Source organism: Risungbinella massiliensis, from assembly GCF_000942395.1.
In the GTDB taxonomy this organism is placed as follows: Bacteria; Bacillota; Bacilli; order Thermoactinomycetales; family Thermoactinomycetaceae; genus Risungbinella; species Risungbinella massiliensis.
In genome coordinates this window covers 267012-292609 of the sequence record NZ_LN812102.1, presented here as the reverse complement: position 1 = coordinate 292609, position 25598 = coordinate 267012, and the positions used below count along the sequence as shown (strand labels likewise).

29 protein-coding genes and 1 pseudogene are annotated in these 25598 nt (G+C 39.1%); 14 read left to right on the top strand and 16 right to left on the bottom strand.

Features of this window, described 5'->3' with window-relative positions; all coding sequences use genetic code 11:
• Positions 1-19 precede the first annotated feature (19 nt).
• Both nagE and VJ09_RS01890 read right to left on the bottom strand, forming a co-directional pair.
• A complete protein-coding gene (gene nagE, locus VJ09_RS01895) occupies positions 20-1468 on the bottom strand; it encodes an N-acetylglucosamine-specific PTS transporter subunit IIBC (RefSeq protein WP_044641517.1) in 1449 nt (482 codons plus the stop codon).
• A 150-nt stretch (positions 1469-1618) separates the two neighbouring features.
• On the bottom strand, positions 1619-2074 hold the full coding sequence (locus VJ09_RS01890; protein ID WP_052807167.1) for an SRPBCC family protein: 456 nt from the start codon (positions 2072-2074) through the stop codon (positions 1619-1621).
• Between the two features lie 204 nt (positions 2075-2278).
• Here VJ09_RS01890 and VJ09_RS01885 point away from each other — a divergent pair, with 204 nt between their 5' ends.
• Together VJ09_RS01885 and VJ09_RS01880 are read left to right on the top strand one after the other, a co-directional pair.
• Positions 2279-3019 carry a tRNA(His) guanylyltransferase Thg1 family protein gene (locus VJ09_RS01885; RefSeq protein ID WP_044640009.1) on the top strand — a complete coding sequence of 247 codons (741 nt, stop codon included), beginning with the start codon at positions 2279-2281 and terminating at the stop codon, positions 3017-3019.
• Positions 3020-3028: 9 nt separating this feature from the next.
• Positions 3029-3463 (top strand): ATP-binding protein, encoded by a 435-nt coding sequence (locus tag VJ09_RS01880; RefSeq protein WP_044641515.1) that lies wholly within the window; start codon positions 3029-3031, stop codon positions 3461-3463.
• 45 nt (positions 3464-3508) lie between these two features.
• Here VJ09_RS01880 and VJ09_RS01875 read toward each other — a convergent pair whose 3' ends face one another.
• Together VJ09_RS01875 and lexA are read right to left on the bottom strand one after the other, a co-directional pair.
• Positions 3509-4207 (bottom strand): oxidoreductase, encoded by a 699-nt coding sequence (locus VJ09_RS01875; protein ID WP_044640008.1) that lies wholly within the window; start codon positions 4205-4207, stop codon positions 3509-3511.
• A 44-nt stretch (positions 4208-4251) separates the two neighbouring features.
• The gene (gene lexA, locus VJ09_RS01870; protein WP_044640007.1) at positions 4252-4887 is read right to left on the bottom strand and encodes a transcriptional repressor LexA; all 636 of its coding nucleotides are present in this window, start codon (positions 4885-4887) and stop codon (positions 4252-4254) included.
• A gap of 212 nt (positions 4888-5099) precedes the next feature.
• Here lexA and VJ09_RS01865 point away from each other — a divergent pair, with 212 nt between their 5' ends.
• Positions 5100-5546, top strand: a complete 447-nt coding sequence (locus tag VJ09_RS01865; RefSeq protein WP_044640006.1) for a VOC family protein — start codon at positions 5100-5102, stop codon at positions 5544-5546.
• Positions 5547-5633: 87 nt separating this feature from the next.
• Here VJ09_RS01865 and VJ09_RS01860 read toward each other — a convergent pair whose 3' ends face one another.
• The 3 genes from VJ09_RS01860 to trhO all read right to left on the bottom strand — a co-directional run bounded on the left by VJ09_RS01860 (position 5634) and on the right by trhO (position 8161).
• Complete coding sequence (locus VJ09_RS01860; RefSeq protein WP_044640005.1) at positions 5634-5843, bottom strand: hypothetical protein; 210 nt, start codon at positions 5841-5843, stop codon at positions 5634-5636.
• A 177-nt stretch (positions 5844-6020) separates the two neighbouring features.
• Positions 6021-7082 carry a tyrosine-type recombinase/integrase gene (locus VJ09_RS01855; protein ID WP_044640004.1) on the bottom strand — a complete coding sequence of 354 codons (1062 nt, stop codon included), beginning with the start codon at positions 7080-7082 and terminating at the stop codon, positions 6021-6023.
• A 167-nt stretch (positions 7083-7249) separates the two neighbouring features.
• The gene (trhO, locus tag VJ09_RS01850; RefSeq protein ID WP_044640003.1) at positions 7250-8161 is read right to left on the bottom strand and encodes an oxygen-dependent tRNA uridine(34) hydroxylase TrhO; all 912 of its coding nucleotides are present in this window, start codon (positions 8159-8161) and stop codon (positions 7250-7252) included.
• A 149-nt stretch (positions 8162-8310) separates the two neighbouring features.
• On the opposite strand from trhO, the gene VJ09_RS01845 reads away from it, so the two are divergent.
• The 7 genes from VJ09_RS01845 to VJ09_RS01815 all read left to right on the top strand — a co-directional run bounded on the left by VJ09_RS01845 (position 8311) and on the right by VJ09_RS01815 (position 14576).
• The gene (locus VJ09_RS01845; RefSeq protein WP_044640002.1) at positions 8311-9636 is read left to right on the top strand and encodes an ATP-binding protein; all 1326 of its coding nucleotides are present in this window, start codon (positions 8311-8313) and stop codon (positions 9634-9636) included.
• A gap of 14 nt (positions 9637-9650) precedes the next feature.
• Positions 9651-10589: a tetratricopeptide repeat protein gene (locus VJ09_RS01840; protein WP_044640001.1), complete on the top strand. Its 939-nt coding sequence runs from the start codon at positions 9651-9653 to the stop codon at positions 10587-10589.
• Positions 10586-11386, top strand: a complete 801-nt coding sequence (locus VJ09_RS01835; protein WP_044640000.1) for a DUF6585 family protein — start codon at positions 10586-10588, stop codon at positions 11384-11386. Before VJ09_RS01840 ends, VJ09_RS01835 begins: the two co-directional genes overlap by 4 nt.
• Before the next feature lie 311 nt (positions 11387-11697).
• Positions 11698-12597, top strand: coding sequence for an SDR family oxidoreductase (locus VJ09_RS01830; protein ID WP_044639999.1), 900 nt, complete (start codon positions 11698-11700; stop codon positions 12595-12597).
• Positions 12598-12952: 355 nt separating this feature from the next.
• Positions 12953-13432 (top strand): DUF2975 domain-containing protein, encoded by a 480-nt coding sequence (locus tag VJ09_RS01825; RefSeq protein ID WP_044639998.1) that lies wholly within the window; start codon positions 12953-12955, stop codon positions 13430-13432.
• A gap of 10 nt (positions 13433-13442) precedes the next feature.
• Positions 13443-13664, top strand: a complete 222-nt coding sequence (locus tag VJ09_RS01820; RefSeq protein ID WP_044639997.1) for a helix-turn-helix domain-containing protein — start codon at positions 13443-13445, stop codon at positions 13662-13664.
• A gap of 72 nt (positions 13665-13736) precedes the next feature.
• On the top strand, positions 13737-14576 hold the full coding sequence (locus tag VJ09_RS01815) for a DUF817 domain-containing protein (protein WP_044639996.1): 840 nt from the start codon (positions 13737-13739) through the stop codon (positions 14574-14576).
• Between the two features lie 102 nt (positions 14577-14678).
• On the opposite strand, the gene VJ09_RS01810 is transcribed toward VJ09_RS01815, so the two are convergent.
• The 4 genes from VJ09_RS01810 to VJ09_RS01795 are packed head-to-tail and all read right to left on the bottom strand — an operon-like array spanning position 14679 to position 16915.
• Positions 14679-15203, bottom strand: a complete 525-nt coding sequence (locus VJ09_RS01810) for a GNAT family N-acetyltransferase (RefSeq protein ID WP_044639995.1) — start codon at positions 15201-15203, stop codon at positions 14679-14681.
• 32 nt (positions 15204-15235) lie between these two features.
• Positions 15236-15544: an AzlD domain-containing protein gene (locus VJ09_RS01805; RefSeq protein WP_230199074.1), complete on the bottom strand. Its 309-nt coding sequence runs from the start codon at positions 15542-15544 to the stop codon at positions 15236-15238.
• The gene (locus VJ09_RS01800; RefSeq protein WP_230199073.1) at positions 15531-16277 is read right to left on the bottom strand and encodes an AzlC family ABC transporter permease; all 747 of its coding nucleotides are present in this window, start codon (positions 16275-16277) and stop codon (positions 15531-15533) included. Before VJ09_RS01800 ends, VJ09_RS01805 begins: the two co-directional genes overlap by 14 nt.
• Before the next feature lie 17 nt (positions 16278-16294).
• Complete coding sequence (locus VJ09_RS01795; protein ID WP_044639994.1) at positions 16295-16915, bottom strand: LysE/ArgO family amino acid transporter; 621 nt, start codon at positions 16913-16915, stop codon at positions 16295-16297.
• A gap of 105 nt (positions 16916-17020) precedes the next feature.
• Here VJ09_RS01795 and VJ09_RS01790 point away from each other — a divergent pair, with 105 nt between their 5' ends.
• Complete coding sequence (locus VJ09_RS01790) at positions 17021-18442, top strand: aminotransferase-like domain-containing protein (protein WP_044641512.1); 1422 nt, start codon at positions 17021-17023, stop codon at positions 18440-18442.
• Between the two features lie 238 nt (positions 18443-18680).
• Here the strand turns inward: VJ09_RS01790 and VJ09_RS01785 are convergent, their stop codons facing one another.
• From VJ09_RS01785 to VJ09_RS01775, 3 genes are all read right to left on the bottom strand, one after another.
• Positions 18681-19391, bottom strand: coding sequence for a B3/B4 domain-containing protein (locus tag VJ09_RS01785; protein WP_044639993.1), 711 nt, complete (start codon positions 19389-19391; stop codon positions 18681-18683).
• Between the two features lie 88 nt (positions 19392-19479).
• Positions 19480-20109, bottom strand: coding sequence for a LysE family translocator (locus tag VJ09_RS01780; RefSeq protein ID WP_044639992.1), 630 nt, complete (start codon positions 20107-20109; stop codon positions 19480-19482).
• 70 nt (positions 20110-20179) lie between these two features.
• On the bottom strand, positions 20180-20797 hold the full coding sequence (locus tag VJ09_RS01775; protein ID WP_044639991.1) for an FMN-binding negative transcriptional regulator: 618 nt from the start codon (positions 20795-20797) through the stop codon (positions 20180-20182).
• Positions 20798-20920: 123 nt separating this feature from the next.
• On the opposite strand from VJ09_RS01775, the gene pdxR reads away from it, so the two are divergent.
• The 3 genes and pseudogenes from pdxR to VJ09_RS01765 all read left to right on the top strand — a co-directional run bounded on the left by pdxR (position 20921) and on the right by VJ09_RS01765 (position 23474).
• The gene (pdxR, locus tag VJ09_RS01770; protein WP_044639990.1) at positions 20921-22309 is read left to right on the top strand and encodes a MocR-like pyridoxine biosynthesis transcription factor PdxR; all 1389 of its coding nucleotides are present in this window, start codon (positions 20921-20923) and stop codon (positions 22307-22309) included.
• Between the two features lie 21 nt (positions 22310-22330).
• Positions 22331-22563, top strand: a pseudogene (locus tag VJ09_RS17890) (Tn3 family transposase); the annotation flags it as partial.
• A gap of 353 nt (positions 22564-22916) precedes the next feature.
• Positions 22917-23474, top strand: coding sequence for an alpha/beta hydrolase (locus tag VJ09_RS01765; protein WP_044639989.1), 558 nt, complete (start codon positions 22917-22919; stop codon positions 23472-23474).
• Between the two features lie 136 nt (positions 23475-23610).
• Here the strand turns inward: VJ09_RS01765 and VJ09_RS17405 are convergent, their stop codons facing one another.
• Positions 23611-24111: a GNAT family N-acetyltransferase gene (locus tag VJ09_RS17405; RefSeq protein ID WP_052807166.1), complete on the bottom strand. Its 501-nt coding sequence runs from the start codon at positions 24109-24111 to the stop codon at positions 23611-23613.
• 111 nt (positions 24112-24222) lie between these two features.
• Positions 24223-25386, bottom strand: coding sequence for an iron-containing alcohol dehydrogenase (locus VJ09_RS01755; protein WP_044639988.1), 1164 nt, complete (start codon positions 25384-25386; stop codon positions 24223-24225).
• Positions 25387-25598 lie beyond the last annotated feature (212 nt).

Here is a 25598-nt window from a genome sequence, read left to right as displayed (position 1 = left end):
TGTTTTATTAAATATCTACTTAGAGAAGTTTGGACATTTGATCTTTTAGAAGTTCTGCCTTTGCTCCAAAGACCGCTTGGTAGTTTCCTTCTCCTATCTTAATGACACCAAATGCACCAAGATCTTTTAACTTTTTCTCATTCACTTTTGAGCCATCTTTGACGGTCAAACGCAACCTAGTCGTACAAGCATCTAACGTTACAATGTTTTCTTTCCCACCAACTGCATCAAGCACTTGTTGCGGATGGCTCTCAGCGGAATCCGTTATTTTGGTTTCTTTTGTCTCTTCTTTTTCTCCTTCTGTTTCTACGGTATCTTCACGTCCTGGTGTTTTTAGGTTCATGATTCGGATGAAGAAACGGAACAGGAAGTAATAAATGACCGCAAAGGCAAGACCAATTCCAATAAGTAATGGAAGCTTCTGTGCTAATGGAGCATTTAGCGCAAAGTCGATGAATCCAGCCGAAAAGGCGAATCCATGGTGGATTCCTAACGCATTTACTAAAGCCATGGAGATTCCAGTCAAGACAGCATGAATTAAGTATAAGACTGGTGCCAGGAACATAAAGGAGAACTCAATAGGCTCGGTGATCCCAGTCAAGAATGCTGTCAGAGCCGCACTGATCAATACTCCACTAATTGCTTTGCGGTTTTCTGGCTTCGCTTCGTGAATCATTGCAAGACATGCAGCAGGCAGACCAAACATGAGGATTGGGAAGAAACCGGTTTGGAAAACCCCAGCTGTTGGGTCACCATTTAAGAAACGAGTGATATCTCCAGTGACAACACTACCAGTTTCAGTAATAAACTCACCTAGGTTGAACCACACAAACGTATTAATGATGTGATGTAATCCGAATGGAATTAAGAGACGGTTTGCTACTCCATAAATGAAGTAACCAATACCACCTTGTGCGACGATCCAATTCCCACCAGCTTGAATTGCCTCTTGGACAAATCCCCAAATAAATAAGAAGATAACTCCGATGAAAACGGTTACCAAAGAAGTGATCAAAGGGACGAAACGTTTGCCTCCAAAGAACTGTAACCAATCAGGCAATTTAATATCGTGGTATTTTTTATACAGAGCGGCAGCAACAGCACCAATGACGATTCCACCAAGTACACCTGTGTTTAATTCTAGTGGTTCTCCAGTAACTGCTAATGTTTCAGATAAAGTTAAAATATTTTTTAGAACTAACAAACCTACTACTGCTGCAAGCCCTGCAGCTCCTGCATTCGCTGTTAGTCCAAGGGCCACCCCTACGGCAAATAAGAGATCTAGATTATCAAAAATAGCACCGGCACCTTTTGCGAAAATTTGCCCTAAAATATACCAGACACTACTAGGATCAAAATAACTTTTATTAGATAATAGATCCCCAACACGAAGTAAAATACCCGCTGCAGGTAATACCGCAATCGGTAACATTAAGGAACGACCTAATGTTTGTAAAAATCCTAAAATCTTGTTTTGGCCTTTTTCAGATTTTACTGCTTCACTCATTTTATCCCTCCTATAATTTTGTCAAAAAAACGAATGAAGTCTACTATATCTTATCGAATGTCATTTCATTTGAATAGATAGCAATTTCTTGTTATGTAAAAAAATAGTGCTTTATATAATAGACTTACTTTCCTTTTCAGCTAATTGCTTCAAAGCGTTCAACTGTTTTGTAAGAATTCTTCGGTTAAGCCATTCAAATAGTTTACCGATGGTTTGAGCTAACCAATTTTGATAGAAGAGGTTACATTCGTAACAAAGTCTTGTTCCTGTCGTGATAGGCTCAAATCGGTAATATACCTCCACTTGAAACATAGTGTTGCCAATCCTAATCCCTAATAAGCGCGGTTTATCGTATGCTAGGATTTCTCCCGCATAGCCCACTACTCGTCCCCCTTCTTTTAATTTTTGGGTGAATTTTGTTCCTACTGGATTTTCTTTATCATAATCTCCTATATAATCAGTACGGACTAATTCTGGCATCCAAATCTTTATCTTTTCTATATCATTTACACAATGAAATGCGATCTCAATTGGTGCTTCGATGTCAATCGTGTATGGTAAACTCACGATTACACTCCTTAGGTAAGTGGTTCAATACTCACATGAATTGACTCTCTCCTTCATTATAGCCAAACATAACTAGACTATTTAATTGAAAAGGAGGTTCTTTAGTTTAGAATTACCTAACCTAGACAAACAATGTTTGTAAGAGAATAATATTCTATAAGAATATTTGATTTTTATAATGGGATGGCGAAAAGGGGATCCACAATGAAAAAAAGTGATCGTTTTGGAGATCGGATGAAAACGTATGAAAATGCTTTCCGAACCCATCTTCCCAGAAGATTGCCAGTGATCATAAGGATCGATGGTTGTCATTTTCATACTTATACAAAAAGGTTAGATAAACCTTTTGATCAGAGGTTAGCTCAAGTATTCTGGGAAACGGGTAAGTTCCTTGCCAAAGAGATCATGGGCTGTAAGTTGGTTTATCATCAGAGTGATGAAATATCCATCTTATTAACCAATGATGATAAGCTGACAACAGAGGCATGGTTTCAAAATAATTTGCAGAAGATTGTATCAGTTGCAACCTCGTTAGCTACTGCTAAGTTTAATGAACTAATGAGACAGCAGATTCCAGATCAACTTCTTGCCACGTTCGATTGTCGTGCTTGGGTATTACCACAAGATGAGGTTACCAATTACTTTCTATGGCGACAGTTGGATGCAACGAAAAATAGTATCTCGATGTTAGCGCAAAGCCAGTTCACTCATCGAGATTTGGCAGGATTAAATGGAAAACAGCTACAAGATAAACTGATGCTAGAAAAGCAATTGAATTGGAATGACCTACCTATCTGGAAAAAAAGAGGAGTTTGTATTGTAAAACAGGAGTACATAAAAAATGAAGTAGTTCGTAAAAAATGGATAGTAGATCACGAAACTCCCATTTTCTCTAAAAAGAGAGAGTACATTGACCGGTTTGTAAATCGAAGTTTTTCAGAGTAGGTGAAACCAATAGAGACAGTCATTTTTGTAGGAATTCAAGCATCAGGTAAGTCGACCTTCTATCAAAAACAGTTTTTTCAAACTCATATACGGATTAATCTAGATATGCTAAAGACTAGACACCGTGAAAAGCTTTTGTTTCATGCTTGTCTAACTGCCAAACAAGCCGTCGTAATAGACAATACCAATGTGACAATAGAGGATCGCAAGAAATATATTGATCTATCGAGAGAACATGAGTTTCAAGTGATCGGTTACTATTTTGAGCCTGATTTTCATGGGTCAGTGGAACGAAATAGCAAAAGAATGGGCAAAGCCAATATTCCGCTAGTTGGCATTAAGAGTACACTAAAGAAGTTAGAGCCACCTAGTTATGGAGAGGGTTTTGATAGATTATATAAGGTAGGCATGCAAAATAATGAATTTGTAGTGTTAGAGTATTAATAGTGAGTTTTATTTCAACAAAAAAGTACAACCAAAAACCTGCTATCACTTGATAGCAGGTTTTTCAGTGGGTTTATAGTTTTCTTCTACAATCCGTTCAATTTCATCAGAGGAGTAGATATAGGTTCCTTTTATATTGAAACTTGCAATTTTAGACATTGCTTCTGCAACTACTTTTGCTTCAATCGGATGGTATTTTCGAAGCATTCCTTGTAATAGGAAAGAGGTAAACCTACTCAGGAACTCAGCCGATTGCTCTCCCATTCGGAACTCTTCACGTTCACCTAACAGTAGGGAGGGACGGAAGATATGGAGCATGGGAAAGGAGAGCTGTTGCAGGGCTTGCTCTAGCTCACCTTTTACTTTGCTATAGAAAAAGAAGCTTTTGGGATTTGCACCCATTGAAGTGACAACTACAAATTGCGTGCACTCCTGTTGCTTTGCGATTTTGGCAGCTTCCAGAGGATAGTGGTAGTCTACCTTCCGAAAATTTTGTTTGGATTGTGCTTTCTTCATGGTAGTTCCTAGACAGCAAAAAACTTCATCCACTTGGAAGTAATCAGCATGATCTGCGAGCTGATCAAAAGAAATAATGTGTTGTTCTAGCTGAGGATGATCTAGTTCTAACGGTTTGCGGGTCAATACTCGTACAGTGTCATAGATGGGATTGTAGAGGAGGAACTCCACTAAATGTTTCCCAATGAGACCAGTGGCACCTAATACGAGCGCTTTTTTTCTAGCCATATAAAACTCCTACATCTATAAATTCTAGATATAAAATCGGTCAACTAGACAATTTCACGAATTAGGCTGACTACTTTGCCTAATACGGTTACTTGGGGTAGACGAATGGGAGTCATTTGATCATTTTCAGGTTGTAAGCGGATATGATCTTTTTCTTTGTAAAAGCGTTTTACAGTAGCTTCTCCTTCGTGAGTCATGGCAACGACAATGTCACCATTATCTGCATTGTTTTGTTTGCGTACCACAACATAATCACCATTCATTATACCAGCGTTGATCATACTTTCCCCTTGGATTGCGAGAAGAAAAACCGTATCATGATTTCCTACCATACGCTTCGGAAGTGGATAATATTCCTCGATGTTTTCGATTGCAGTAATTGGTTCACCTGCGGTTACTTTTCCTAAGATTGGAACCATCATCGTGTCTTGGGGATGTTGTCCCTTGTTCTCTTCGATGCCAGATTCTTTGAATAGTAGTTCAATTGCTCTTGGTTTCGTAGGGTCCCGACGAATATATCCCTTTTTTTCCAAACGAGATAGATGTCCATGTACGGTGGAGCTAGAAGCTAAACCAACTGCTTCGCCAATCTCTCTAACAGAGGGTGGATAGCCTTTGGCTTGGACTTCTTTTTTTATGTAATCTAAGATTAATTGCTGCCTTTGTGAGAGTTTGTTCATGTTCTCATCTCCCTTTTTCTCTAATACCGACCAAGTCTATATCTAGCAATAGTATACAGGATGAAAAGAAAAAGAACAAACGTAAGTTCGTTATATATGTGAATAAAAGTAATCTTCCCAAAATGATTGGAAGGGGTAAGAAAGGGGAAAAAATCAAATGAATTTTAGTGATAATAGCTATCATTTATGACATGCAGATCGGAGTCAAATGAATGAAAATATCCTTATTCGAAACTCATATTGAAACCAACTGTTTGGAGAAGGCAACAGCCTTTTATGAACAGGTGTTAGAGCTAGAAGTAGCACTTGCAAGTTCGCGTGGCGTTCGATTTTATTGGATTGGAGAACCTGGGGAGCACATGTTGGGAGTTTGGGAAACAGATGTGTCACCGATTTCGGTACGTCATTTTGCATTCCAAGTTGATTTCGAAGATTTGCCCAAAATAATTGAGAAGTATAGCGAGAAGGGAGTACAGTTTCAGAATCATTTTCGCGAAACGACAAATGAACCTTCTGTGCATTGCTGGATGCCTAGTGCTTCTATTTATTTTCAAGATCCAGATGGTAATTCATTGGAGTTTATTGCGAAGTTGCCGGGGAAATCGAATCCGAGTGGCGGAATCATCCCACTCTCGGAATGGATGAGGAATAATGGCTAAAGATGAGTTTAAATAATATTTTCATTATGAACACGAACTTCTCGTGGTTTATTGATATAGAACCGATCAAGTACTATCTCGATCTTTCTAGTTGAGATAATACTTGATCAAGAAGATCGGTTCTGTTCCGGTATCATCTATTTCATAATCAATGTTGTTAATGTATCCTTGAAGAACACCATTTTTGCGAAAGGCATTTCCTTTATGCATGGTAACAGCGCTATCTACTTCCCATACTAGCTCTAGGTTTACTGCTAGTAATCCTTTTACCTTGTAGACAAATGTTTTGTATTTCATTTGGATTCCTCCGCTTTTTTTATGTTATATAAACAGAATATACCTTATTATAAACAGAATATATACTAAATTAGCAATATGATCTTCGTTATTTTCTGAGAACAAAAGAAAAGCTTGTTATACAATGCCAATTATTGAAATCCTTTGTGGGTTCAATAACTGGTAGAGCAACAAGCATTATAAGGAAAAATCTAAGCGATCCAATGCTTCATCTTTTTCTGTATTGATAACATGTGTATAAATCTGAGTAGTCTGGATGCTAGAGTGTCCTAAGATTTCCTGTACTACACGGATATTCTCCCCGTTGCTGAGCAGTAAGGTGGCAAGGGTGTGACGCAGTTTGTGCGGAGAGATTTTAGCAGCTTTTGGTGGTAAATTGGCAGCTCGAACATACTTGTGCACGATTTCGGAGATAGCTTTGCGACTGATGCGCCCTCTGTTTTTATTTAGAAATAAAGCATCTAACTCTGTATCTGGTTTCACCTCAAGATATGCTAATAGAGCATTGGTCGCAGTCTGATTTAGTTTCAGCATACGTTCTTTTCCGCCTTTACCAAGTACGATAAGGCGATAGATCTCTCCGTCGGTCTGAAGACTGTTTTGATTCAGCCCCACACATTCAGAGACACGCATGCCTGTGTTGAGTAACAGTAACAGGATAGCCAAGTCTCGTACTTTGAGCCAGCGGCTTCTATTGGTGTCACGTGTGGCTTGGGCGACGGTCTGAATGAGTCGGGTAGCTTCTTCTTTGGTTAAGAAAACAGGGACCTTTTTTCGATTACGGGCTTTTAGGCTGACATCCTCATATTCTTCCATTGGGTCTTTGTCTAGAATACGAGCTTTCACGAGAAATCGAAATAACGAACGTAAGGATGCCTGTTTGCGCTGTTTCCCACTTCTACTATTTTCTCGAAAGTGTTTGCGCTCGATCCATTCTTCTCGAATTTCGCCTGTTTGTTCGTTTATGTGTCGGATTGGAACGTGTACGGTTCGTTCGTATCCATTTTCTAGCATACGGAAAAATTGTTTGATCGTCCTGGCATTGGCTTGCTCTAATCCTTGCCCTCTCTTTTCAAGGAATTCAAAGAAAAGAGAGAAATCATAGGCGTAGTTGGAGATGGTGAGTAGAGATCGTTCTGCACTAATCATCTCCCAAAAGTATTCTTGCACCTCTTCGGGAAATTTGGCGATGATTCGATTGACGCTGGGTGGTAATTTCCTAGAAAACAAGGGTTCCATGGAGTGGTGTACTCCTTTCTTCGTTGTCAAGCTTGCTCTATGTTTTTATATTTTATAAATTCTAAGAAAATACTTGTGCTAATCTCATTTCATAATTATGAATGGTAACAAAAGTCCTAGATGTGTTTGTGCATCTAGGACTTTTGTTTGAAGCTAGAATTTTTCCTTTAGTTATTGTTTTTGCTGGCTTGAAGTTCTCGATCTTTTTCTTCGCATTCTGGTTTACAATAACCATGATGTTGTTCGTCGCACTCGGGACAAACAATATGCTGATGATGGCAAATATCATATTTACAGTTAATATATTTTTCAGCAGGAGTTCCACAATGGTAGCACTTTCCAACAACCACTTCTTCTACTTGGTTAACTGGAACAGAGATCCGCTCATCAAATACATACAATTTCCCATCGAAGAGTTCTCCTTTTACCTCTGGATCTTTTCCGTAGGTGACAATTCCACCATCTAGCTGCGAAACGTCTTGGAAACCTTCTTCGAGCATATATGCAGTCAACATCTCGCACCGGATTCCACCTGTACAATAGGTGATAATTTTTTTGTCTTTATACTGTCCAAGGTTCTCTTGGATCCACTTTGGAAAATCCTTGGTTGTTTCGACTTCTGGACGAATGGCACCACGAAAATGACCAAGGTCATATTCATAATCATTGCGTCCATCTAGTACGATAACGTCCTCTTTTTTGAGTAGCTCATTAAATTCTTTGGGAGATAGATGGGTACCTGTTTTTTCATGAGGCTTCAATTCTTTACCTAGTCTCCAAGTTACGATCTCAGGCCGATGGCGTACGTGTAGCTTTTTAAAAGCATGGCCATCATGTTCATCGATTTTAAAGAAAATGTCATGGAACAAAGGATGATTTCGCATATACTCAATGTACTGGTCCGTTTGCTCGACCGTACCCGAACAAGTACCGTTAATTCCTTCTTTGGAGATGTGAATTCTCCCTTTCAAACCGATCTTTGTACATACTTCTTTGTGTTCTTGTGTCACTTCTTCTGGGTTTTTAATGTCTACATATTTATAATATAGAAGAACACGATAAAGTTTTTCTGTATTCATCGTACTCCCTGCTTTCTACATAAAAGTCCTACAGGGTAGTATACAACTTTTTGGTCAGTTCCTCAAAGGGAATTGATGAGAATCAAAGATTAGTTCATGGAATGAATCAAAAAGAGTAGAGAGAATTCTTCAACAGGAGGAGAAATGTTGTGAATCATGAAGCCGAAATTCAACCAATTTTAGAAGCATTAAAACTAAGCCCAGAGAACAAGCCATTAAAACAATATGCTGCATCGCTTCTACAAAAAGCAGGCAGATTGGAAGAAGCGAAGAAGTATCTAGAGGAGCTTCTCCAAGAGGACCCAACTGATTTAGATAACAAAGGAAAATTAGCAGAAGTCTATTATCAGATGACTCAATTTGATAAAGCCAAAGAACTACTACAAGGAGAGGGATCCTCGCTTTCTGCTACACAGCATGTTCTATTATCCAAATCTCACTATCATTTAGGGGAGTATACGGAAGCTGTTCGCTATTACGAAAAAGCACAAGAGTTGGATCGTTTGTTGATCGATGAAGAGTATCAGCGTGAGTTAGCACCTTTTATGGTAGAGGAGAAGCCAAAGCTCAAAGTACTTGATTTCCGTAAAAAAGAAGATACAGAAGATGATGATCTCTTGGAGCGGCCGACGATTACGTTTGAAAGTATCGGAGGTTTGGAGGAATTGAAGGAGAATATTCGGATGCAAATTTTGTATCCATTACAAAATCCAGACCTTTTTCGCTCTTATGGCAAGCAGGTAGGCGGTGGACTACTCCTATATGGACCTCCAGGATGTGGAAAGACACATATTGCCCGAGCAACAGCAGGAGAATGCAATGCCAATTTTATTAGTATTAATATTCACGACATTTTAGACATGTATATCGGGCAGAGCGAACGTAATCTACACAGCATTTTCGAGACAGCACGCCGCAATAGCCCTACTATTATCTTTATCGATGAGTTAGATGCTTTAGGTGGAAGCCGACAAAAGGCAACTTCTTCTCACTCACGCTCTCTTACCAACCAACTATTAAGCGAATTAGATGGGGTGCATTCACAGAACAAAAATATTCTCGTTCTGGGTGCTACGAATACTCCTTGGTTTGTCGATAGTGCGTTACGTCGTCCTGGTAGATTTGATCGAGTTCTCTTTGTGTCACCACCAGATCTAGAGGCTCGTGTAGAAATTCTCCAGATTTGCTTGAAGGACAAACCAACGGAATCGATTGATTATGTAAAAGTGGCCAAAAAGATGGAAAAATTCTCTGGGGCAGATATCCGTGGGGTGTGTAATGCTGCAACAGATTTAGTATTGCAGGAAGTGATGAAGTCCGGTAAGAAGGTATTGATCCAGACAAAGCATTTATTGGATGCACTCAAAAAGATCAAGCCAAGTACAACCGAGTGGCTATCTACCGCAAAAAATTATGCAACTTACAGTAATGAGTCTGGAGTATATGATGAGATTCTTCAGTATCTAAAGAAATAAAGGAGCTTTCCAAGATGGAACGTGTTCACGATCTGCCTTTGCTCCCACAACTAGAGCGCATTGAGCGGGCTTTGGAGCTTCGTCGTCCAGAGCTCGCCATCCAGCTCACGATGGAGCAATTACAGAACTATCCGCAAGAAAGCGATCTATATCAGTTGTTGGCACAAGCCTATCATCAACAAGGACAACAGTTACAAGCTGTAGAGTCAATGCAACAAGCACTTACCCTTGATCCGGAGAATGCGGATGCTTATGCATATTATGGCTTGCTACTATCCAATGAGTTTAGTAGAAAAGAGGCAGAGCAATCTTTTCGATATGCTCTAACGCTAGAACCAGATAACTTTTTAGCCCATTACTGGTATGCTAGTTTTTTATGGGAAGAGAAAGAGGATTACCAGCAAACACTCTTTCATCTAGAGAAGGCATTAGAACAAGCTCCTCTTGATGCCTCCTGTTACACGTTACTTGGTTTGACGCTTGCAAAACTTGGAAGAATTAAAGAAGCAGAACAAGCAATCGAACAGGCAGTATCACTAGACCCAGAAGCATATGACACACATTATGCCAAAGGAATCTTTACCATGCAGTATGTTCAAGATGCAGAAAAAGCATATCCTTCCTTACTTGAGGCAGTACGTCTAAACCCTACTGATGAAATGCTACGAAAACATTTTGCGGCAGCAATCGGAGCACGCAAAAAAGGAATAGGGCTGTTGTGGAAGATTAGTTTTTGGATACAGCGTTTCGGTAAAAAAATTGAGCTCATATTCCCTGCTACTGTGTTTTTTCTCTTCATTTGTGGCTTTGCATTTCAGTCGAACCCAACTCTGGGGTTGATCGTAACGATACCAATATTAATCATCTATGCGATCGGTTTTCTATTTGTGGTATTGGTTGATCCATTGTTTCGCAAAATGGTAGAAAAAGAAGAGAGGAGTTATAAAAAATGAGAGATGCTGTGGAGGTTGAAACGGAACAAGGAAAGTTGATTCAGCAGTTTCCGCTTATGAGTATGGGGTGGAGAATAGTAGCGATATTTGGAGCCGCTAACTTGGCAGTTTTGTTTGTCTTGGTTACAAGTGTTCAAGAACCAATTAGTCAAGGAAAATCGATTTCCATCTTAGCTTATGTAGTACTAGCGATTTTGGTTGTAAGTTGGCTTTACGCAAATTACTATGCAGTAAAACGTTATCAGAATCGTTGGATTGCAGTAAATCTCTATGAAAATGCGTTATCGATACAGCATGGAAATAACGAGCGTATTATGTTATTTTCTGAGATGCGTGGTGTTAGTTGGAATTTTTATCAGATTACCAATGCAAGTGCCAGTAAAGTAAAGAAGGTAGTCACAGAGTTTAGAGTGGAACTTTTAACAGATGAAAAGATAACATTACGAGATGATCAGTTGCCTAGTTTGGAAGAATTAGGGAATCTTTTGGATGCGATGTTAGCAAGTTATTATTTGGAAGAGGTAGTGTCCAAACTTCAAGCAGGAGAACGAGTCTCTTTTGGCTTGGTTGAGATAGATCAGGATGGTCTCTATTTTGAGGAATATATGCTTTGGTGGTCTGGATTAAGTCAATTTACATTACAAGATGGAAATCTAGTTGTTCTAGATAAGGAGAAAGATCCTGTTGCTCTGTTGCCATTAAATCAAATATATAATGTACAACTATTGGGAACCATTGGAGAAGAGCTGATGGAGACTACTGAGGAATTAGAAGAGGTTGAAGCATCGTTAGATTAATTTGATAGTTCATTTAACTGATACTAAGCGTTAGAGATTCGCCATACATTCAGCTTGAATATTTTGACTATAGGGAAGAGAATAATTCAGCGGAATTTAGAGATTAATCTATCATAAAATCCATAAAAACGTAGAAAAGCAATCCTAGTTATTGGGCTGCTTTTCTACGTTTTTGTTAGAGTCATTAAATTGAAAAGGAAGCCCCCTCTGATTTAGATTTATCGTTAATTCAATCCCTACTAATGATCGATGGGCACCTGTGTATACAAACGGAATAGAATGCCATTAAGTGATCAGAGAGGGGAGTATTTATGTACCCTACATATCCATATATCGGTTGGGAAGTACAATGCGATAATATTCCCATTTCGTTTCCTCCACAACATCAAGATCGACAACCTGGTTTTGAGTATCTTATGGAACCACGTCCTATTGTAGAGAACCCTAAATATATGGGGAGTCAAAAGCTGAAAAACAAAGTAGCAATTGTTACAGGAGGAGATAGTGGAATCGGGAGAGCTGTTGCGATCGCTTTTGCAAAAGAAGGTGCTGATGTGGTGATCGCCTACTTGGACGAACATCGGGATGCTAGGGAGACGAAACAAAGAATAAAAGAGCTTGGGCGATGTTGTAAAATTATTGCAGCCGATTTGAGAAAAGAGGATTCATGTATTTATGTTGTGAAAAAGGCTATCAAAAAGTTTGGACGGATTGATACACTGGTGAATAATCATGCTGTCCAATTTCCCCAAAAGAGCATCTTAGATATTACAGCGAAGCAGTTACAAAATACGTTTCAGACTAATATCCTCTCCTTTTTTTACATGACAAAAGCTGTTCTACCTTACTTACGAAAGGGAAGTTCGATTATCAACACTACCTCTGTCGCTGCGTATAGAGGAGAGAGAGAACTAATCGACTATTCCTCTACAAAGGGTGCGATCGTCTCCTTTACTCGTTCTTTGTCGCTTTCCTTGATAGAAAAAGGAATTCGAGTAAATGGAGTAGCGCCTGGACCTATTTGGACACCACTAATTCCAGCCACTTTTTCTAAAGAACGAGTCAAGACTTTTGGTACAGAAACACCGATGAAGCGAGCTGGGCAACCATTTGAATTGGCGCCTGCTTACGTATACTTAGCTTCGGATGATTCTGCCTATGTGTCAGGTCAAATTTTACATGTAAATGGTGGGGAGATGGTTGAGTCATGATGGAGACTCCACAGGGTTGGTGATGTCATCTTTAATCTTCTAAGCTAGTAGAGAGTCCTAGACCTTTTGGAGAATTTTTAGAGTAACAGATAACATAAACCAGCTATAAAAGTGCTTTTTCATTTTAGCGAGTATAGGAGTTATAGATTATTTTGTTGTGGGACTGATTAAAACCATGAATATTTAAGTTATAGAGCATTTCTTTGTAATGAGGAATGCTTTTTTATCTTTGTCTAAAATTAAAGAGATATTAACATATCGATAAAAATGTAATCATAATCAGTAATTATTTATTGTAAAACGATAAAACGTGTGTTAAATTCAAATTGACAATAAATAAGTGAGGTGCTTTTTTATGAAACGAGAAACCTTCTTTTTAAAGTTCGTTGTTGTTCTCATGGGACTCCCTGTTCTTGCTTTGTGTATATTTTTGTTACCTAGGATAGCTGAATTTTTTGCAGAATTAAATCCAAAGTTAGCTTTTTTGCAATATCCGTTTTTGATCGGCTTGTATGTAACAGCGTTAGTATTTTTCGTTGCATTGTACCAGACTTTAAAACTTTTAAGCTATATTGACAAGAAACAGGCGTTTTCTGAATTATCTGTATATTCTTTAAAGAATATCAAATACTGTGCTATCACCATCAGTGCCCTATTTGTGGTATTTATGCCACTCTTATATCTCATGGCAGAGGTAGACGATGCCCCAGGTATTATATTAATCGGAATGGTCATTATTTTTGGTTGCGTGGTGGTTGCTGTCTTTGCGGCTGTTCTTCAAAAGCTACTAAAAAATGCCATAGATATAAAATCAGAAAATGACTTAACGGTCTGAGGTGAAAAACATGGCAATTATAATCAATATTGATGTGATGCTGGCTAAAAGGAAAATGAGCGTAACAGAACTTTCGGAGAGGGTTGGAATAACAATGGCTAACCTTTCTATATTGAAAAATGGAAAGGCAAAAGCAATTAGGCTTTCAACTTTAGAGGCGATTTGTAAAGCGTTAGAATGTCAACCCGGAGATATTTTAGAATACCAAAGTGATGAAGATACCAAAGATTAATAAAGTAGTCCGTTATGTCATAAAAGGGGAGTTACTCATGAATTTAACCATTCAAAATTGGAGGCACAAATTATGAGAGCACTAAAACAACTCGTTCGTTTTGGTTGGGAACAGGCCCTATCATGTTTGTTTCCTGTTGTTATTTTTGCCTCTTTGGCTTTTACACAATTCATGCCATTTCCCTTCCTACCACGTTATGATTGGCTACTCATCATCTGCCTTCTGATGCAGTGGTGGATGGTGCGTTCTGGGCTTGAAACACGGGATGAGCTTAAGGTTATCACATTGTTCCACCTTATTGGTCTTGCTCTTGAACTTTTCAAGGTACATATGGGCTCCTGGTCTTACCCAGAGGAAGGTTCCAAAATTTTTGGAGTGCCTTTGTATAGCGGATTCATGTACGCGAGTGTTGCGAGTTATCTTTGCCAAGCGTGGAGGCGGTTAAAGGTTGAACTGGTTAAGTGGCCTCCGTTTTGGGTAGTAGTACCTCTTGCAGCTGCGATCTATTTGAATTTTTTCACCCACCATTATTGGATGGATGTTCGTTGGTGGTTATCTGGACTTGTCATAATCGTATTTTGGCAATCATGGGTCACATATGAGGTTGGTGGATCTCGTTACCGTATGCCACTCGCATTTTCGTTTGTGCTCATCGGATTTTTTATATGGATAGCCGAAAATATCGCAACGTTCTTTGGAGCTTGGGAATATCCAAACCAAACCGATGCATGGAGTCTCGTTCATTTAGGAAAGGTGAGTTCATGGCTCTTATTAGTGATTGTTAGCTTTCTTATAGTATCGACGTTGAAGCAGGTTAAGGGGAAAAATTCTGCTAGGTTAAATGCTAGTCAATTTTTATCTATTATAGCGGAAAATACTCCCACTTCTAAGCGTAGCGAAAGTGGGAGATGAATCTGCGTCGGACAAGGGAGGGTTTCTACCCTCTCACAAGTCCTGCCTATCTTTGTACTTTTTCCTTCGTGAATTTCTCCATCCTCCCGAATGACATTGACATTATTCAAGTTGGAGCGACTTAAGATCGAAACACCAATCGTTACATTGCATGATGCTTCCAAGTGGATATTCGAATGGGCATTCGGCAATGAAAGAAAAGTTCAGTTTCCGACAAATCGCGTTTGATGCAGCGTTGTGGATCGATGGGAACGCATGTATGTACCTATGCTTCTGCTGGTCACTGGCATTGGCTATAGCTGCTGCTACTGCCTTACCTGCTATTCCCTTGCCTTGGAATGATGGCAGGACAGCCCATCCAATTTCATACACGGTTTTTTCCTGCCAAAGGCGTTCCCAGTACCCCACAGAGCCGACCGCTTCGAGCCCTGGATGTAGGATAATGCTAAACATACAACCTGTATCTCCCATATTCTTGTACCGATTGTGACGCTTGATGATCTGTTCTTCGCTCTCCGGCCCTCCAAGGTGCTTCATCATTTCTGGTGCATTCAGACGATGTAGCAAGGCAAGATCGGTATCTGTCCAAGGCTCAATTCGTATCTGTAGGTTTGCAGGTTCCAACAACCTTTCTCACTCCCCATTCTCATTATCACTTGCTAGAGTGTTTGAATATAGACAATCAAAATTCCAGCTAACACAACCCAAATAGTAGGTACTCGATACCACGCTAAAAGACAACAACCAATTCCAGCTAGGAGAGCAGGGAAGATGTTCTCTTCTCCTGTAGAGGAGAGAATACCTGGAAAGATAAGGGCTCCTAAGATGGCATAGGGCATATAGCGTAGCATGTTTTGTAAAAAGGGTGGATAGGAAAGTTGATGCAAAAATACTAATGGCAACATACGTGGGAGGTAGGTAACGATTGCCATCCCTATTACAAGTAAAAGTAATTCAAGATTCATCATGGTGTTCCTCCTTTTGTGGAAAAAACAAGGCTCCTAAAGCAGAGGCTACCAATGCACAAAGGACAATCCGCCAACCTGTAGAGAGAGTAGCTGTAACTGGAAACCAAACTAGAAAGCTATGTATTGCGATCGCTACTAGTGCTACTAGGGTAATCGGTAGGGAGTTTCGCATGGCTGGGACAAGCAAGGCAATAAACATGGCATAAAGGGCAATTCCCATACTATTACTAACATTCTCGCTGACGACTGATCCAAAAAGGAGTCCGATCCAAGTCCCGATATTCCAAGCAAGAAAAGAGATCAATTGGAGCGCTAACAGATAGTATTTGGAGAGGGGATTATGCTGACTTAAGGAGGCAACAGAATAATTCTCATCCGTTACTCCAAAAGAGATAAGGGACCGCCACCAACGAGAAAGATCTCCTTCGAGCCGAGTGGAGAGGGAGGTAGTCATTAAGAAATGACGCAAATTCAATATAAAGGTAGTAAGGATTATTTCTCCGATGGCTGTGCCAACCGCTAAGAGATTGATTGCAATAAATTGGCTAGCTCCTGCAAAGACCAAAAGTGATAGTAATACTGCTAACATTGCTGGAACACCTGATGATTTAGCAAGAAGACCAAAGGCAAAAGCAATAGGCAGATATCCAATTGCAATGGGGAAGCCTGCTCTCCATCCATTCCACCATTCCTGAGAACGAGAGCTATAAGTTGTGATAGTAGATTCGTTCAACTCGATTATGCTCCTCTCTATATATATTTTTCTACCATTGTAACACTTAGATATAAAGCAGTTCCCCAAATAAATAGCGCAGATAGCTTCTGAATCATTTGGAAAAAGGTATTCTTTTTAGGGGATTTCCCCATGATGCGACCTGCAATTGCAAGACTAAAGAACCAAATCCAAGAGACAAGTATGGTAGCAGATGAAAAGAGAATACGCTCTTCTTCCTGATAGTGAAGAGAAGTAGTACCTATTACTGCAATCGTATCTAAGATGGCATGTGGATTGAGTAAGGAGACAGAGGCTGCAAACATGATTTGCTTGGAGACGGTGAACTTTTTAGGTTCTTTTGAATCTAAATCTTCTGGCTTGCTCCGCCAAGTTGTCCATCCAATGAAAACTAAAAAGCAAACGCCAACGATCGTGAGGATTAGTTCAAACCAAACGTTATGTAATAATAGTAGAGAGAGTCCCAAAACAGCTAATAAGATTAAAATGGTATCACACAGACATGCAGTTAAGATTGCTGGTAATGCCGAGACAAATCGTGAATGAAGAAATCCTTGATTGAGGATAAAGACATTCTGTACTCCTAACGGTAAAATAAGCCCAAAAGCTAAGATTATTCCAGTTATAAATGCTTCCATTGTTGTTCCTCCTTAGTGTGTACTATCCTAACAAGAAGAGTTTTGGATGTCTCCAACCAAAGGGAAACTTTTATACCCAACCAAACGAGAAAGGCAGAAGTAAGGATGAATTGGAAACCTGATCGCAAAAAATCCACTCCGCTTTATAGACAAATCAAGCAACATATTCAGGAAAAGATTAGTAATGGTGAATGGGCGGAAGGCAGTACGATTCCCACCCAAAGAGATTTAGCGGCTTCCTGGCAAGTGAACCGGAGTACGGTTGTGACAGCAGTGGAGGAGCTAATCGCAGATGGTTATCTAGAAGGAGATGGTCGTCGAGGAACCAAAGTGGCACAGAATGCTTGGAATAAGCAGAAATCGGTACTAGATTGGCAACAGTATTCCTCAGCAGGAGTATGGGAGCCCAATATCCCAACCATTCAAAAGATCAATCAAATGGAAGCCGACTCTAATATGATTCGACTCGGTACAGGGGAGATGGCTTCTACGCTATTTCCAAAGGAACAGTTTCAAAAAATATTTCAGGAATTAGGAGAAAATGTGTCCACCTTTGGCTATGGCGAACCGAAAGGTTTGTCTCTTTTAAGAGAGGAAATACGATTATATCTTCAAGAACTGGGGATCAATGTATCAACAGATTCCATTCTCATCGTATCAGGTGCTCTGCAAGCTTTTCAGCTAATTTCACAAGGGCTTGTCCAATCAGGGTGGACACTATTCTCAGAAAAGAGCTCTTATCTCTATACACTTCCTATTTTTCGTTCGGCGGGAGTTCATATGGTGGGATGGGAGTTGGATGAACTGGGTGTTCGAATCCCAAATGACATTAGCAAGAGAAGGGGATTTCTGTATACCATTCCAACCTATCAAAACCCTACGGGAGCCATTTTACCAGAGCAGAGAAGAGAAGAAATTCTAGCATTTTCTCGACTTCATCAACTTCCTATCATCGAAGATGGAGCTTATCAAGAGTTATATTGGGAGACTCCACCTCCACTATCACTTAAAGCTCGCCCTAATAGTGGTAATGTCCTATACATAGGAACTCTTTCCAAAACAGTGAGTCCAGGACTACGGATTGGGTGGGTAGTCGGAGCTAAAACGGTAATAGATCGTCTTGCTGATTTGAAAATGCAGACTGATTATGGTTCTAGTATTTTATCGCAATGGGTGGCTAAGGAATGGTTTGGACGTAAATATCATATACCTCATCTTCAAGTACTACGTGCTAAACTACGAGAGCGAAAAGAATTTTTAATTCAATTACTAGAGAACTACCTAAAACCATATGCTACATGGAATAACCCGTCCGGCGGCTATTACATTTGGCTTCGGTTTCACACTAAAATTTCCATACATCATTTATTTTCCAAAGCACTAACGCAAAAGGTATTACTTCATCCAGGATACATATATCAACCAGATGATCGAAATCACTTGCGTCTCTCATTTTGTTATGAGCCAAAGGGCCGAATGGAAGAGGGAATCAAGCGTCTAGCAAAGTTAGTTGAAGAAATGATATAACTAGTAAAACGTTATGTCATCAAATATGATTAGTATTATCGTTTGATATTTTAAACTAGTTTGCGATTCAAACTGAAAACCAAAAACTATCCCAATCATCTAGTTAGGGGGATAGTTTCTGCGACAGAGGTACTCAGTTGAATAAAGGTTATAATTTAAGAAATCTGCTTTTTCTACTCTTAATCATTATGAAGAAACACGATTCATTGTTGGATTCAAGAAGATACATTATTTGACCTTAACCAAAGATTGTAATTTCCTTATTGTTAATATCTAACACTTCCATCTTCACGATACCACCAAGATTATGTAACACTAAATCAGACAATGCTTTAAGAGCCATATGAAAGTCATCGCTTCTTGTTTCATCTATTAATTCAATACAAAGGAATGCATTTTTCGTATTTTCTGTTAGCATCGTCCTCCGAGCTTCACGCCAATTCCAGCATCTGCATATTGCGCCGTCATCATCTTTATAAACAATCTCACCTTCATATGGCGAAGCATTTTCATTATTTCCCAATGGGATAAACGGTTCGTTACCATTTGCCTGCGTTAGCCGAATATCGCCTCCAAAAGTGTCGATATCTTCTCCACCACACGGAAGCCCATAACGCAATGAAATTGAATTATAGATGTCAACAAGTGGGTTTATTGTTCCGATATGATTGCCATTTTTCACTCTCTTTAATAAAGCTTCAATGGAACACCTTGCCCCTTTCTTTGTCTTGAATTTCTGAAAAGCTTCTCGCCAAACGGATATGACTGGATTACTACTGAATTCCTCCAGACTTAAGAATTTATGTGCTTCTTTCTCTGCCTCCTGCAGTAGCTTCTCATAGATTTCAACAGCCCTTATTGAATTATCAATCCCCTGGCAAATAACGGTGCCTATTTTTGCATGAGGGAATAACGACCAAAAATCATCTTCAATGATAAATCTAGGCATAAAATATCTCTCCATTTCATTTTACGTATTGTCTTGGTAGAATCTCTATTTGTTGTGTCACAACACGATAAATTTCATCATAACACTCTTATGTTTTGGAGGGGCTCGCAAAGGCGGAGAATACCCCTAGAACAATATATAAATAACCAGTTATCCGATTCTGTAAATTTGAACTCACTTTAATACGCTTTCTAATACTTGCTGCAAGAACTGCATACAGACCATCACTAATAAAAGCTAGGATAATAAATATAGTTCCTAAAAGCAAAAATTGTACTGTGACTGATCCAGCAGAAGGTGATATGAATTGTGGAAAGAAGGCTAAAAAAAAGAGTGCTGTCTTAGGATTCATGACTTCTACGAACGCTGATTCGTAAAAAATCTTTTGTAATTTTTTGCGAGGGGCTTTTGGAATTGCTGAAGTCGTTCTATCAGATGTAGATAATAAAGTCTTACACCCCAGATAGATAAGATAAGCAGTACCCAAGTATTTAACGATATTAAAGGCTGTTGCTGATGTCATAAGGATCGCAGAAACTCCAATTGCTCCAGCTAAAACGTGAACAGAACCACCAAGAGATACACCAAAGACTGATACCAGGCCCGCTTTCTTCCCTTGATCTATACTTCTTGCCATAATATAGAACACAGCTGGTCCAGGTATTATTAACAATGTAGCAGCAGCAATTACAAATAGCCAAATAGTTGAAAACTCCATAAAATGCAACTCCTTGTTGTATTTTTGCACATGATTTAATCGCTCTCCTCCTTGATTGATGAAAGCAAGGTTACACTTTATTTTTAAGGTTCGCTTTCATCAAGGAGGCAATTTGTTGCTCGTTTGGAAATGGAATCTGTTCCAACTGTTTTATAACGAGCTCTTGTCTGTGTAAAGAATGATTTTGACTTACCTTTTCTTTCCCTTCAATCCTATCGATTTTTATTTTGAATCCTTGAACGCCCCTGTTCATACCAACGAGAAATTCAGTATCTACATCTTGCAATCTGTAAGAACTGTCAGGAGCTTCATACTTCAATACCATATCATTCAAGGAACTCATTAACTCGTGTTCATCCTCAATTAGCTCAACTTCTCCATAAACATGAACCGTCACATAATTCCACGTTGGCACTGCTTTATTGGTCTCATACGAAGAAGGAGAGATATAACAATGAGGACCATGGAAAACGGTTAAGACTGTCTGGTTTTGAATATCCTTCCACTGCGGATTCGGACGGGCAAAATGACCGTACAAATAAGTTTTTTCCTTATTCAATATCAGTGGTAAATGTGTAGCCAAGGGCATTCCTTGATGAATGGAAAACAATGTTGCAAAACTGTTCTCCTGTATGACATTGTAGGCAGCAGTTACTTCTTTCATCGTAAAATGCTCTGGGATATACATTTGAACTCTCCTCCATCCTATTTTTGACATACAACAGATATCCTTTACACGGTATGATATAATTCAAACTGACATAAAAAAAGGTACAATAACAAATAAATATACATGTCAGAGGGGATATAAATGAAAAATACCATTTTTACCTTCAAAGACAACTCCCCGAAATACAAACAAATATACGATAAATTTAAATCATTTATAGAACAAGGAGACATTTTGGCGAATGAGCCATTGCCCTCCATTCGTCAACTTGCAGATTCCTTACATGTAAGCCGTAATACAACTTTAATGGCATATGAACAACTGGTTGCGGAAGGGTATATTCGTGGAGAGGGCCGAAAAGGTTACTTTGCAAATGAGTTAGAACCCCTAATATTTCAGGAGGCATTAATCTCTCATAATAAAAAGCAAACAGAGTTCAAGAAACCTCCGATAGTTAATTTCATGGCAGATGCCGTTGATCAAACACATTTCCCACTGAAGATTTGGAGGAGAATTGCCAATCAAGTATTAACATTACAGGATAGCTTTCGATACGGAGAACCGTTTGGGGAAGAATGCCTGCGCGAACAAATCTCCACATATTTATTCCAATCACGTGGAGTGAAAACAAATGCAAATGCAATTATTATCGGAAGTAGTACCCAACAAATGCTTGTATATCTTGGACATATACTGAAGGATGAATTCCAGAGTATTATAGTGGAAGACCCTGGTTACGACGGTGCTAGGGAAGCTTTTCAATTCCATCGTTTTATGTTTGAAACTTTGCCGGTTTATGAAACAGGTGCTGATCTTTCACAATTAGAACAAATGAAATCAAGATTAATCTATGTAACCCCTTCCCATCAAAGTCCAATTGGAGTAAGCATGTCTATTCAACAACGGCAAATGCTTATTCATTGGGTTAACAAGATGTGTGGATATATTATCGAAGACGATTATGATAGTGAATTTCGCTATACACAAAAACCATTTCCTGCTCTTGCCTCCATTGATTCAGCAAGAGTCATTTATTTAGGGAATTTCTCAAAATCATTTCTTCCGGGAATCCGTTTATCTTATATGGTGTTGCCAGAGTTAGTTTTAATTCGTTATAAAAAGCATTTTACTCATTTTGAGAGTCCCACTTCGCTTTTAAGCCAACTCACAATGGCAAAATTTATGGAGTTGGGAGAATGGAATCGCCATGTTAAACGAATGCGTCTTGTTTATAAGAGGAAAATGCTGCACTTAGTTTCTGAATTAAAAAAGCACTTCGGTCAAAATATTTCTATTATTGGCGAGCAGTCTGGTTTATACTTATTAATCAAATTACACCTGAACCGTTCAGAAGAATGGTTAATTGGGCGCGCTTTTTCTCATGGTGTAAAAGTGTATCCCACTTCACTCTACTTTATTAAAAATAATCCCGATAACCCAATCATTAAACTTGGATTTGGTCATCTTTCTTGTGATGAAATTGAGCTTGGTGTCGAGCTCTTAAAAAAGGCATGGATTTTTGAATCATAGATAAATATTAACGGCGACACTCTCTACGGTGTGCTGCCAAGAGTGAAACGGACAGATCTACTTTTAGAAGTGGCAAGTTGGACTGGTTTTGATGAGCGGCTTATCCATGCTTCGACCAACGTCCTCTTAAAGCCGAAGAAAAACCGATTGTTCTGGCAACACTCACGGCGATGGGAACTAACTTCGGTCTTACAAAAATGGCAGATGCAACGTCTGGGATCTTGTATCATCAAATGGTCAATGCTGCTCAATATATCTAGGAAAAGCCACGGATCTACTCGGGAGTATAGGTACGAGAAGATTTATTAAAACATTTGACTCATTATGGCTATTAAAGCAATAAAGCCGGTTTCACCCTTAGCGTGGTGAAAATCGGCTATTTTGCTGTTCCAAAACCATAACGTTGTAAATTCGCGTTTCGCTGGCGGTACTCCTAATATCAGAAGACAGACAAATAGTTCGCACACTAAGCAATTGAAAAGAAATGTTTCCGTTTAATGTACTGTAAAATGAAGTTATCTCTTGTTTATTATGTTATTACGTGTTATGAGGAGTTATATACTGAAATGGTAGGTAAGGTGACTGTGTGATCAAAGGGAGGCCTATCATGAAAAAGAAAGTATTATTTATTCATAGTGCCGGATCTCAGAAACCATACCAAGGAAGTAGTGGCTTAATAGCATATTTAAAAGAGGCGCTAGGTTCTAGTTATGATGTACTATATCCTAAAATGCCGAATCCTGAAGATCCTGAGTACACATTATGGAAAGAAGAGCTCGCACAAGAACTTGAGCAGTTAGACGGTAGAGTGATTCTTATTGGACATTCTTTAGGTGGGTCAGTGTTATTCAAGTATCTTTCTGAAGAACTTTGCAGAGAATCTATTTCTGGGTTATTTAGTATTGCAGCACCATATTGGGGAAAGGACAAAAATTGGCAAAGAATTGATTTTGTTCTTCAGGAGAATTTTGCTACAAAACTGGTTCAAATACCTCAAATATTTCTCTACCACAGCGTTAACGATTCTATTGTACCATTCTCTCATCTTGAATTCTTTGCAGAGAGACTTCCGCAGGCAAATATTCGACCAATTCCAGGGGATCAACATCTTTTTCACAATGGATTATCTGTACTTGTTGAAGATATTAAAAACTTATCAGGATAAAGGTTTTGAGGCATAGTCCAAAAGTACTGAAAAAAAGACTTGAGTTGAATTTTAGGAAAGACTAGTTATTATGAGTCGGGAGGTAACATTTTCTGATTATTATAAATAAAAAACATCCATTCCAGTAAATACTGGTTTATGGATGTTTCATCGGCCCAATGGTTCTTTTATATCGGTAAACAATTCCCCATTCTTTTGCACCTTCTAACGTTTCAGGAACATATTCAAATCCTTGAGCAATGCAGAAGGGGGCATTTGTTCCAAAATTTTTGTCTATAGAAACCCATTGCTCACACGCACCTTGGGCAATATGTTGTTCAGTTAATGTTTTGAGCAGTTGAGTACCAATGCCCTCTCCACGTCGATTTGGATGGAGCATTAAATCAAAGATTTCACTATTAATGTAATCAATTAGTTCTCCACCGATCACTCCCACGATATATTCTTGATCCAACGCGACCCACCATCCCTCGATGGATTGTATTGGAGAAGGAGTATTTTTGTTATAAGAAGGAGAAGGAATAAAGAAGTCTTGCTCTGATTCTATATGAAAGGGAGAGGGGGAAGGGGTTTCTTTTTGATAGATTTGAAGGATTCCGTCGATGTCTGTCGGGACGGCTTTTCGGATTTGTATCATGATCATCCCACCTTTGTTCTTATTATAATCATATTGTAATAGTGAAATTAGCATAGGAAAGTGACAGAAAATGAAAAAAGCAGGGAGACTGATAGTCTCTCTGCTTTTAAGTTATAAGCTCATACGTAAGATATCTGCCACTTGAGATTCATTTAAATGAAATACGTTACCGACTTTCCCATTGATAACTCCTCTACTTGCCATCAGGTCCACTTTGCTATCATCTATTTGATATTCAGATAGATGAGCAGGTGCTCCGATGCTGGACCAAAACTCACGTAGACGCTCAATACCTTCTTCTGCGATTTCTTTATCAGATTTATCAGTTGGATCCACACCAAATACCCGGATGGCTAACTGCTTCATCTTAGGAGCAGTTGCTGGGAGATTGTAGCGAATCCAGTTTGGAAAGATGATTGCAAGTCCACCACCATGAGGAATATCGTATACAGCAGAGACAGCATGTTCAATTTTGTGTGTACCCCAATCTCCTATCATTCCCATCGAGAGAGTTCCGTTTAAGGCCATTGTACCTGAATAGAGGATGGTCTCACGAAGTTGATAATCTTCGAGATTCTCTACAAGACGTGGTGCTGCTTCCATTACGGTAGTGAGGATCGACTCTGCAAAACGCTCGTTTAATGGAGTGTTTGGTGAGACGCTAAAGTATTGTTCCAACACATGAGACATGATGTCAACGATTCCATAGACTGTTTGATCACGTGGAACAGAGAAGGTATGAACAGGATCTAGAATGCTGAATTTCGGGAAGACGTGAGGTGATCCCCAACCAATTTTTTCGTTGGTTTCCCAGTTGGTAATAACTGAACCTGAGTTCATCTCGGAACCAGTCGCAGCAAGGGTGAGGACCGTTCCAAAAGGTAAGGCATCTGAAATCGTCTCTTTTTTAGTGATGACATCCCAGATTTCTCCATCAAATTTAGCACCTGCTGCAATCGCTTTGGTAGCATCAATAACGCTACCACCACCAACTGCAAGGATAAAATCGATTCCTTCCGTTTTGCAGATCTCAATGCCTTTATGTACAGTAATGAGACGAGGGTTTGGTTCAATTCCAGATAGCTCAAACAGTTGAATTCCTTTTCCTTCTAGTAGTTGAACGGTACGGTCATAGATCCCGTTCCGTTTGATACTACCACCACCGTATACCAACAGCACTTTCTTTCCGTAAACAGGTACTTCTTGTTCTAAAGAAGCTAGTGTATTTCTCCCAAAGATTAATTTAGTTGGGTTATAGTACTGAAATGTATCCATTTTGGTCTCCTTTTTCTGTATATGGGTTTATTATTATTACCAATTACTGTTTCCCATACAAGAATGGTTTCAAACAGGGGAGAGTAAGGTATACTATTTTATTTTTTAAGTTCTTCCTACAGATTACAAGGTTAAGAAGATGCAATAAATGTTATGAGAATAGAAAAGGGAAATAAAAAACATAGTTATAGAATCAGATAATATATGAATTT

What these genes read in the sequence shown, in the direction of transcription:
- VJ09_RS01885 (WP_044640009.1), top strand. Translation starts at nt 2,279, where the DNA reads ATGAAAAAAAGTGATCGTTTTGGAGATCGGATGAAAACGTATGAAAAT.
- VJ09_RS01875 (WP_044640008.1), bottom strand. Translation starts at nt 4,207, where the DNA reads ATGGCTAGAAAAAAAGCGCTCGTATTAGGTGCCACTGGTCTCATTGGG.
- lexA (WP_044640007.1), bottom strand. Translation starts at nt 4,887, where the DNA reads ATGAACAAACTCTCACAAAGGCAGCAATTAATCTTAGATTACATAAAA.
- VJ09_RS01865 (WP_044640006.1), top strand. Translation starts at nt 5,100, where the DNA reads ATGAAAATATCCTTATTCGAAACTCATATTGAAACCAACTGTTTGGAG.
- VJ09_RS01860 (WP_044640005.1), bottom strand. Translation starts at nt 5,843, where the DNA reads ATGAAATACAAAACATTTGTCTACAAGGTAAAAGGATTACTAGCAGTA.
- VJ09_RS01855 (WP_044640004.1), bottom strand. Translation starts at nt 7,082, where the DNA reads ATGGAACCCTTGTTTTCTAGGAAATTACCACCCAGCGTCAATCGAATC.
- trhO (WP_044640003.1), bottom strand. Translation starts at nt 8,161, where the DNA reads ATGAATACAGAAAAACTTTATCGTGTTCTTCTATATTATAAATATGTA.
- VJ09_RS01840 (WP_044640001.1), top strand. Translation starts at nt 9,651, where the DNA reads ATGGAACGTGTTCACGATCTGCCTTTGCTCCCACAACTAGAGCGCATT.
- VJ09_RS01835 (WP_044640000.1), top strand. Translation starts at nt 10,586, where the DNA reads ATGAGAGATGCTGTGGAGGTTGAAACGGAACAAGGAAAGTTGATTCAG.
- VJ09_RS01830 (WP_044639999.1), top strand. Translation starts at nt 11,698, where the DNA reads ATGTACCCTACATATCCATATATCGGTTGGGAAGTACAATGCGATAAT.
- VJ09_RS01825 (WP_044639998.1), top strand. Translation starts at nt 12,953, where the DNA reads ATGAAACGAGAAACCTTCTTTTTAAAGTTCGTTGTTGTTCTCATGGGA.
- VJ09_RS01820 (WP_044639997.1), top strand. Translation starts at nt 13,443, where the DNA reads ATGGCAATTATAATCAATATTGATGTGATGCTGGCTAAAAGGAAAATG.
- VJ09_RS01815 (WP_044639996.1), top strand. Translation starts at nt 13,737, where the DNA reads ATGAGAGCACTAAAACAACTCGTTCGTTTTGGTTGGGAACAGGCCCTA.
- VJ09_RS01805 (WP_230199074.1), bottom strand. Translation starts at nt 15,544, where the DNA reads ATGATGAATCTTGAATTACTTTTACTTGTAATAGGGATGGCAATCGTT.
- VJ09_RS01795 (WP_044639994.1), bottom strand. Translation starts at nt 16,915, where the DNA reads ATGGAAGCATTTATAACTGGAATAATCTTAGCTTTTGGGCTTATTTTA.
- VJ09_RS01790 (WP_044641512.1), top strand. Translation starts at nt 17,021, where the DNA reads ATGAATTGGAAACCTGATCGCAAAAAATCCACTCCGCTTTATAGACAA.
- VJ09_RS01785 (WP_044639993.1), bottom strand. Translation starts at nt 19,391, where the DNA reads ATGCCTAGATTTATCATTGAAGATGATTTTTGGTCGTTATTCCCTCAT.
- VJ09_RS01780 (WP_044639992.1), bottom strand. Translation starts at nt 20,109, where the DNA reads ATGGAGTTTTCAACTATTTGGCTATTTGTAATTGCTGCTGCTACATTG.
- VJ09_RS01775 (WP_044639991.1), bottom strand. Translation starts at nt 20,797, where the DNA reads ATGTATATCCCAGAGCATTTTACGATGAAAGAAGTAACTGCTGCCTAC.
- pdxR (WP_044639990.1), top strand. Translation starts at nt 20,921, where the DNA reads ATGAAAAATACCATTTTTACCTTCAAAGACAACTCCCCGAAATACAAA.
- VJ09_RS01765 (WP_044639989.1), top strand. Translation starts at nt 22,917, where the DNA reads ATGAAAAAGAAAGTATTATTTATTCATAGTGCCGGATCTCAGAAACCA.
- VJ09_RS17405 (WP_052807166.1), bottom strand. Translation starts at nt 24,111, where the DNA reads ATGATACAAATCCGAAAAGCCGTCCCGACAGACATCGACGGAATCCTT.
- VJ09_RS01755 (WP_044639988.1), bottom strand. Translation starts at nt 25,386, where the DNA reads ATGGATACATTTCAGTACTATAACCCAACTAAATTAATCTTTGGGAGA.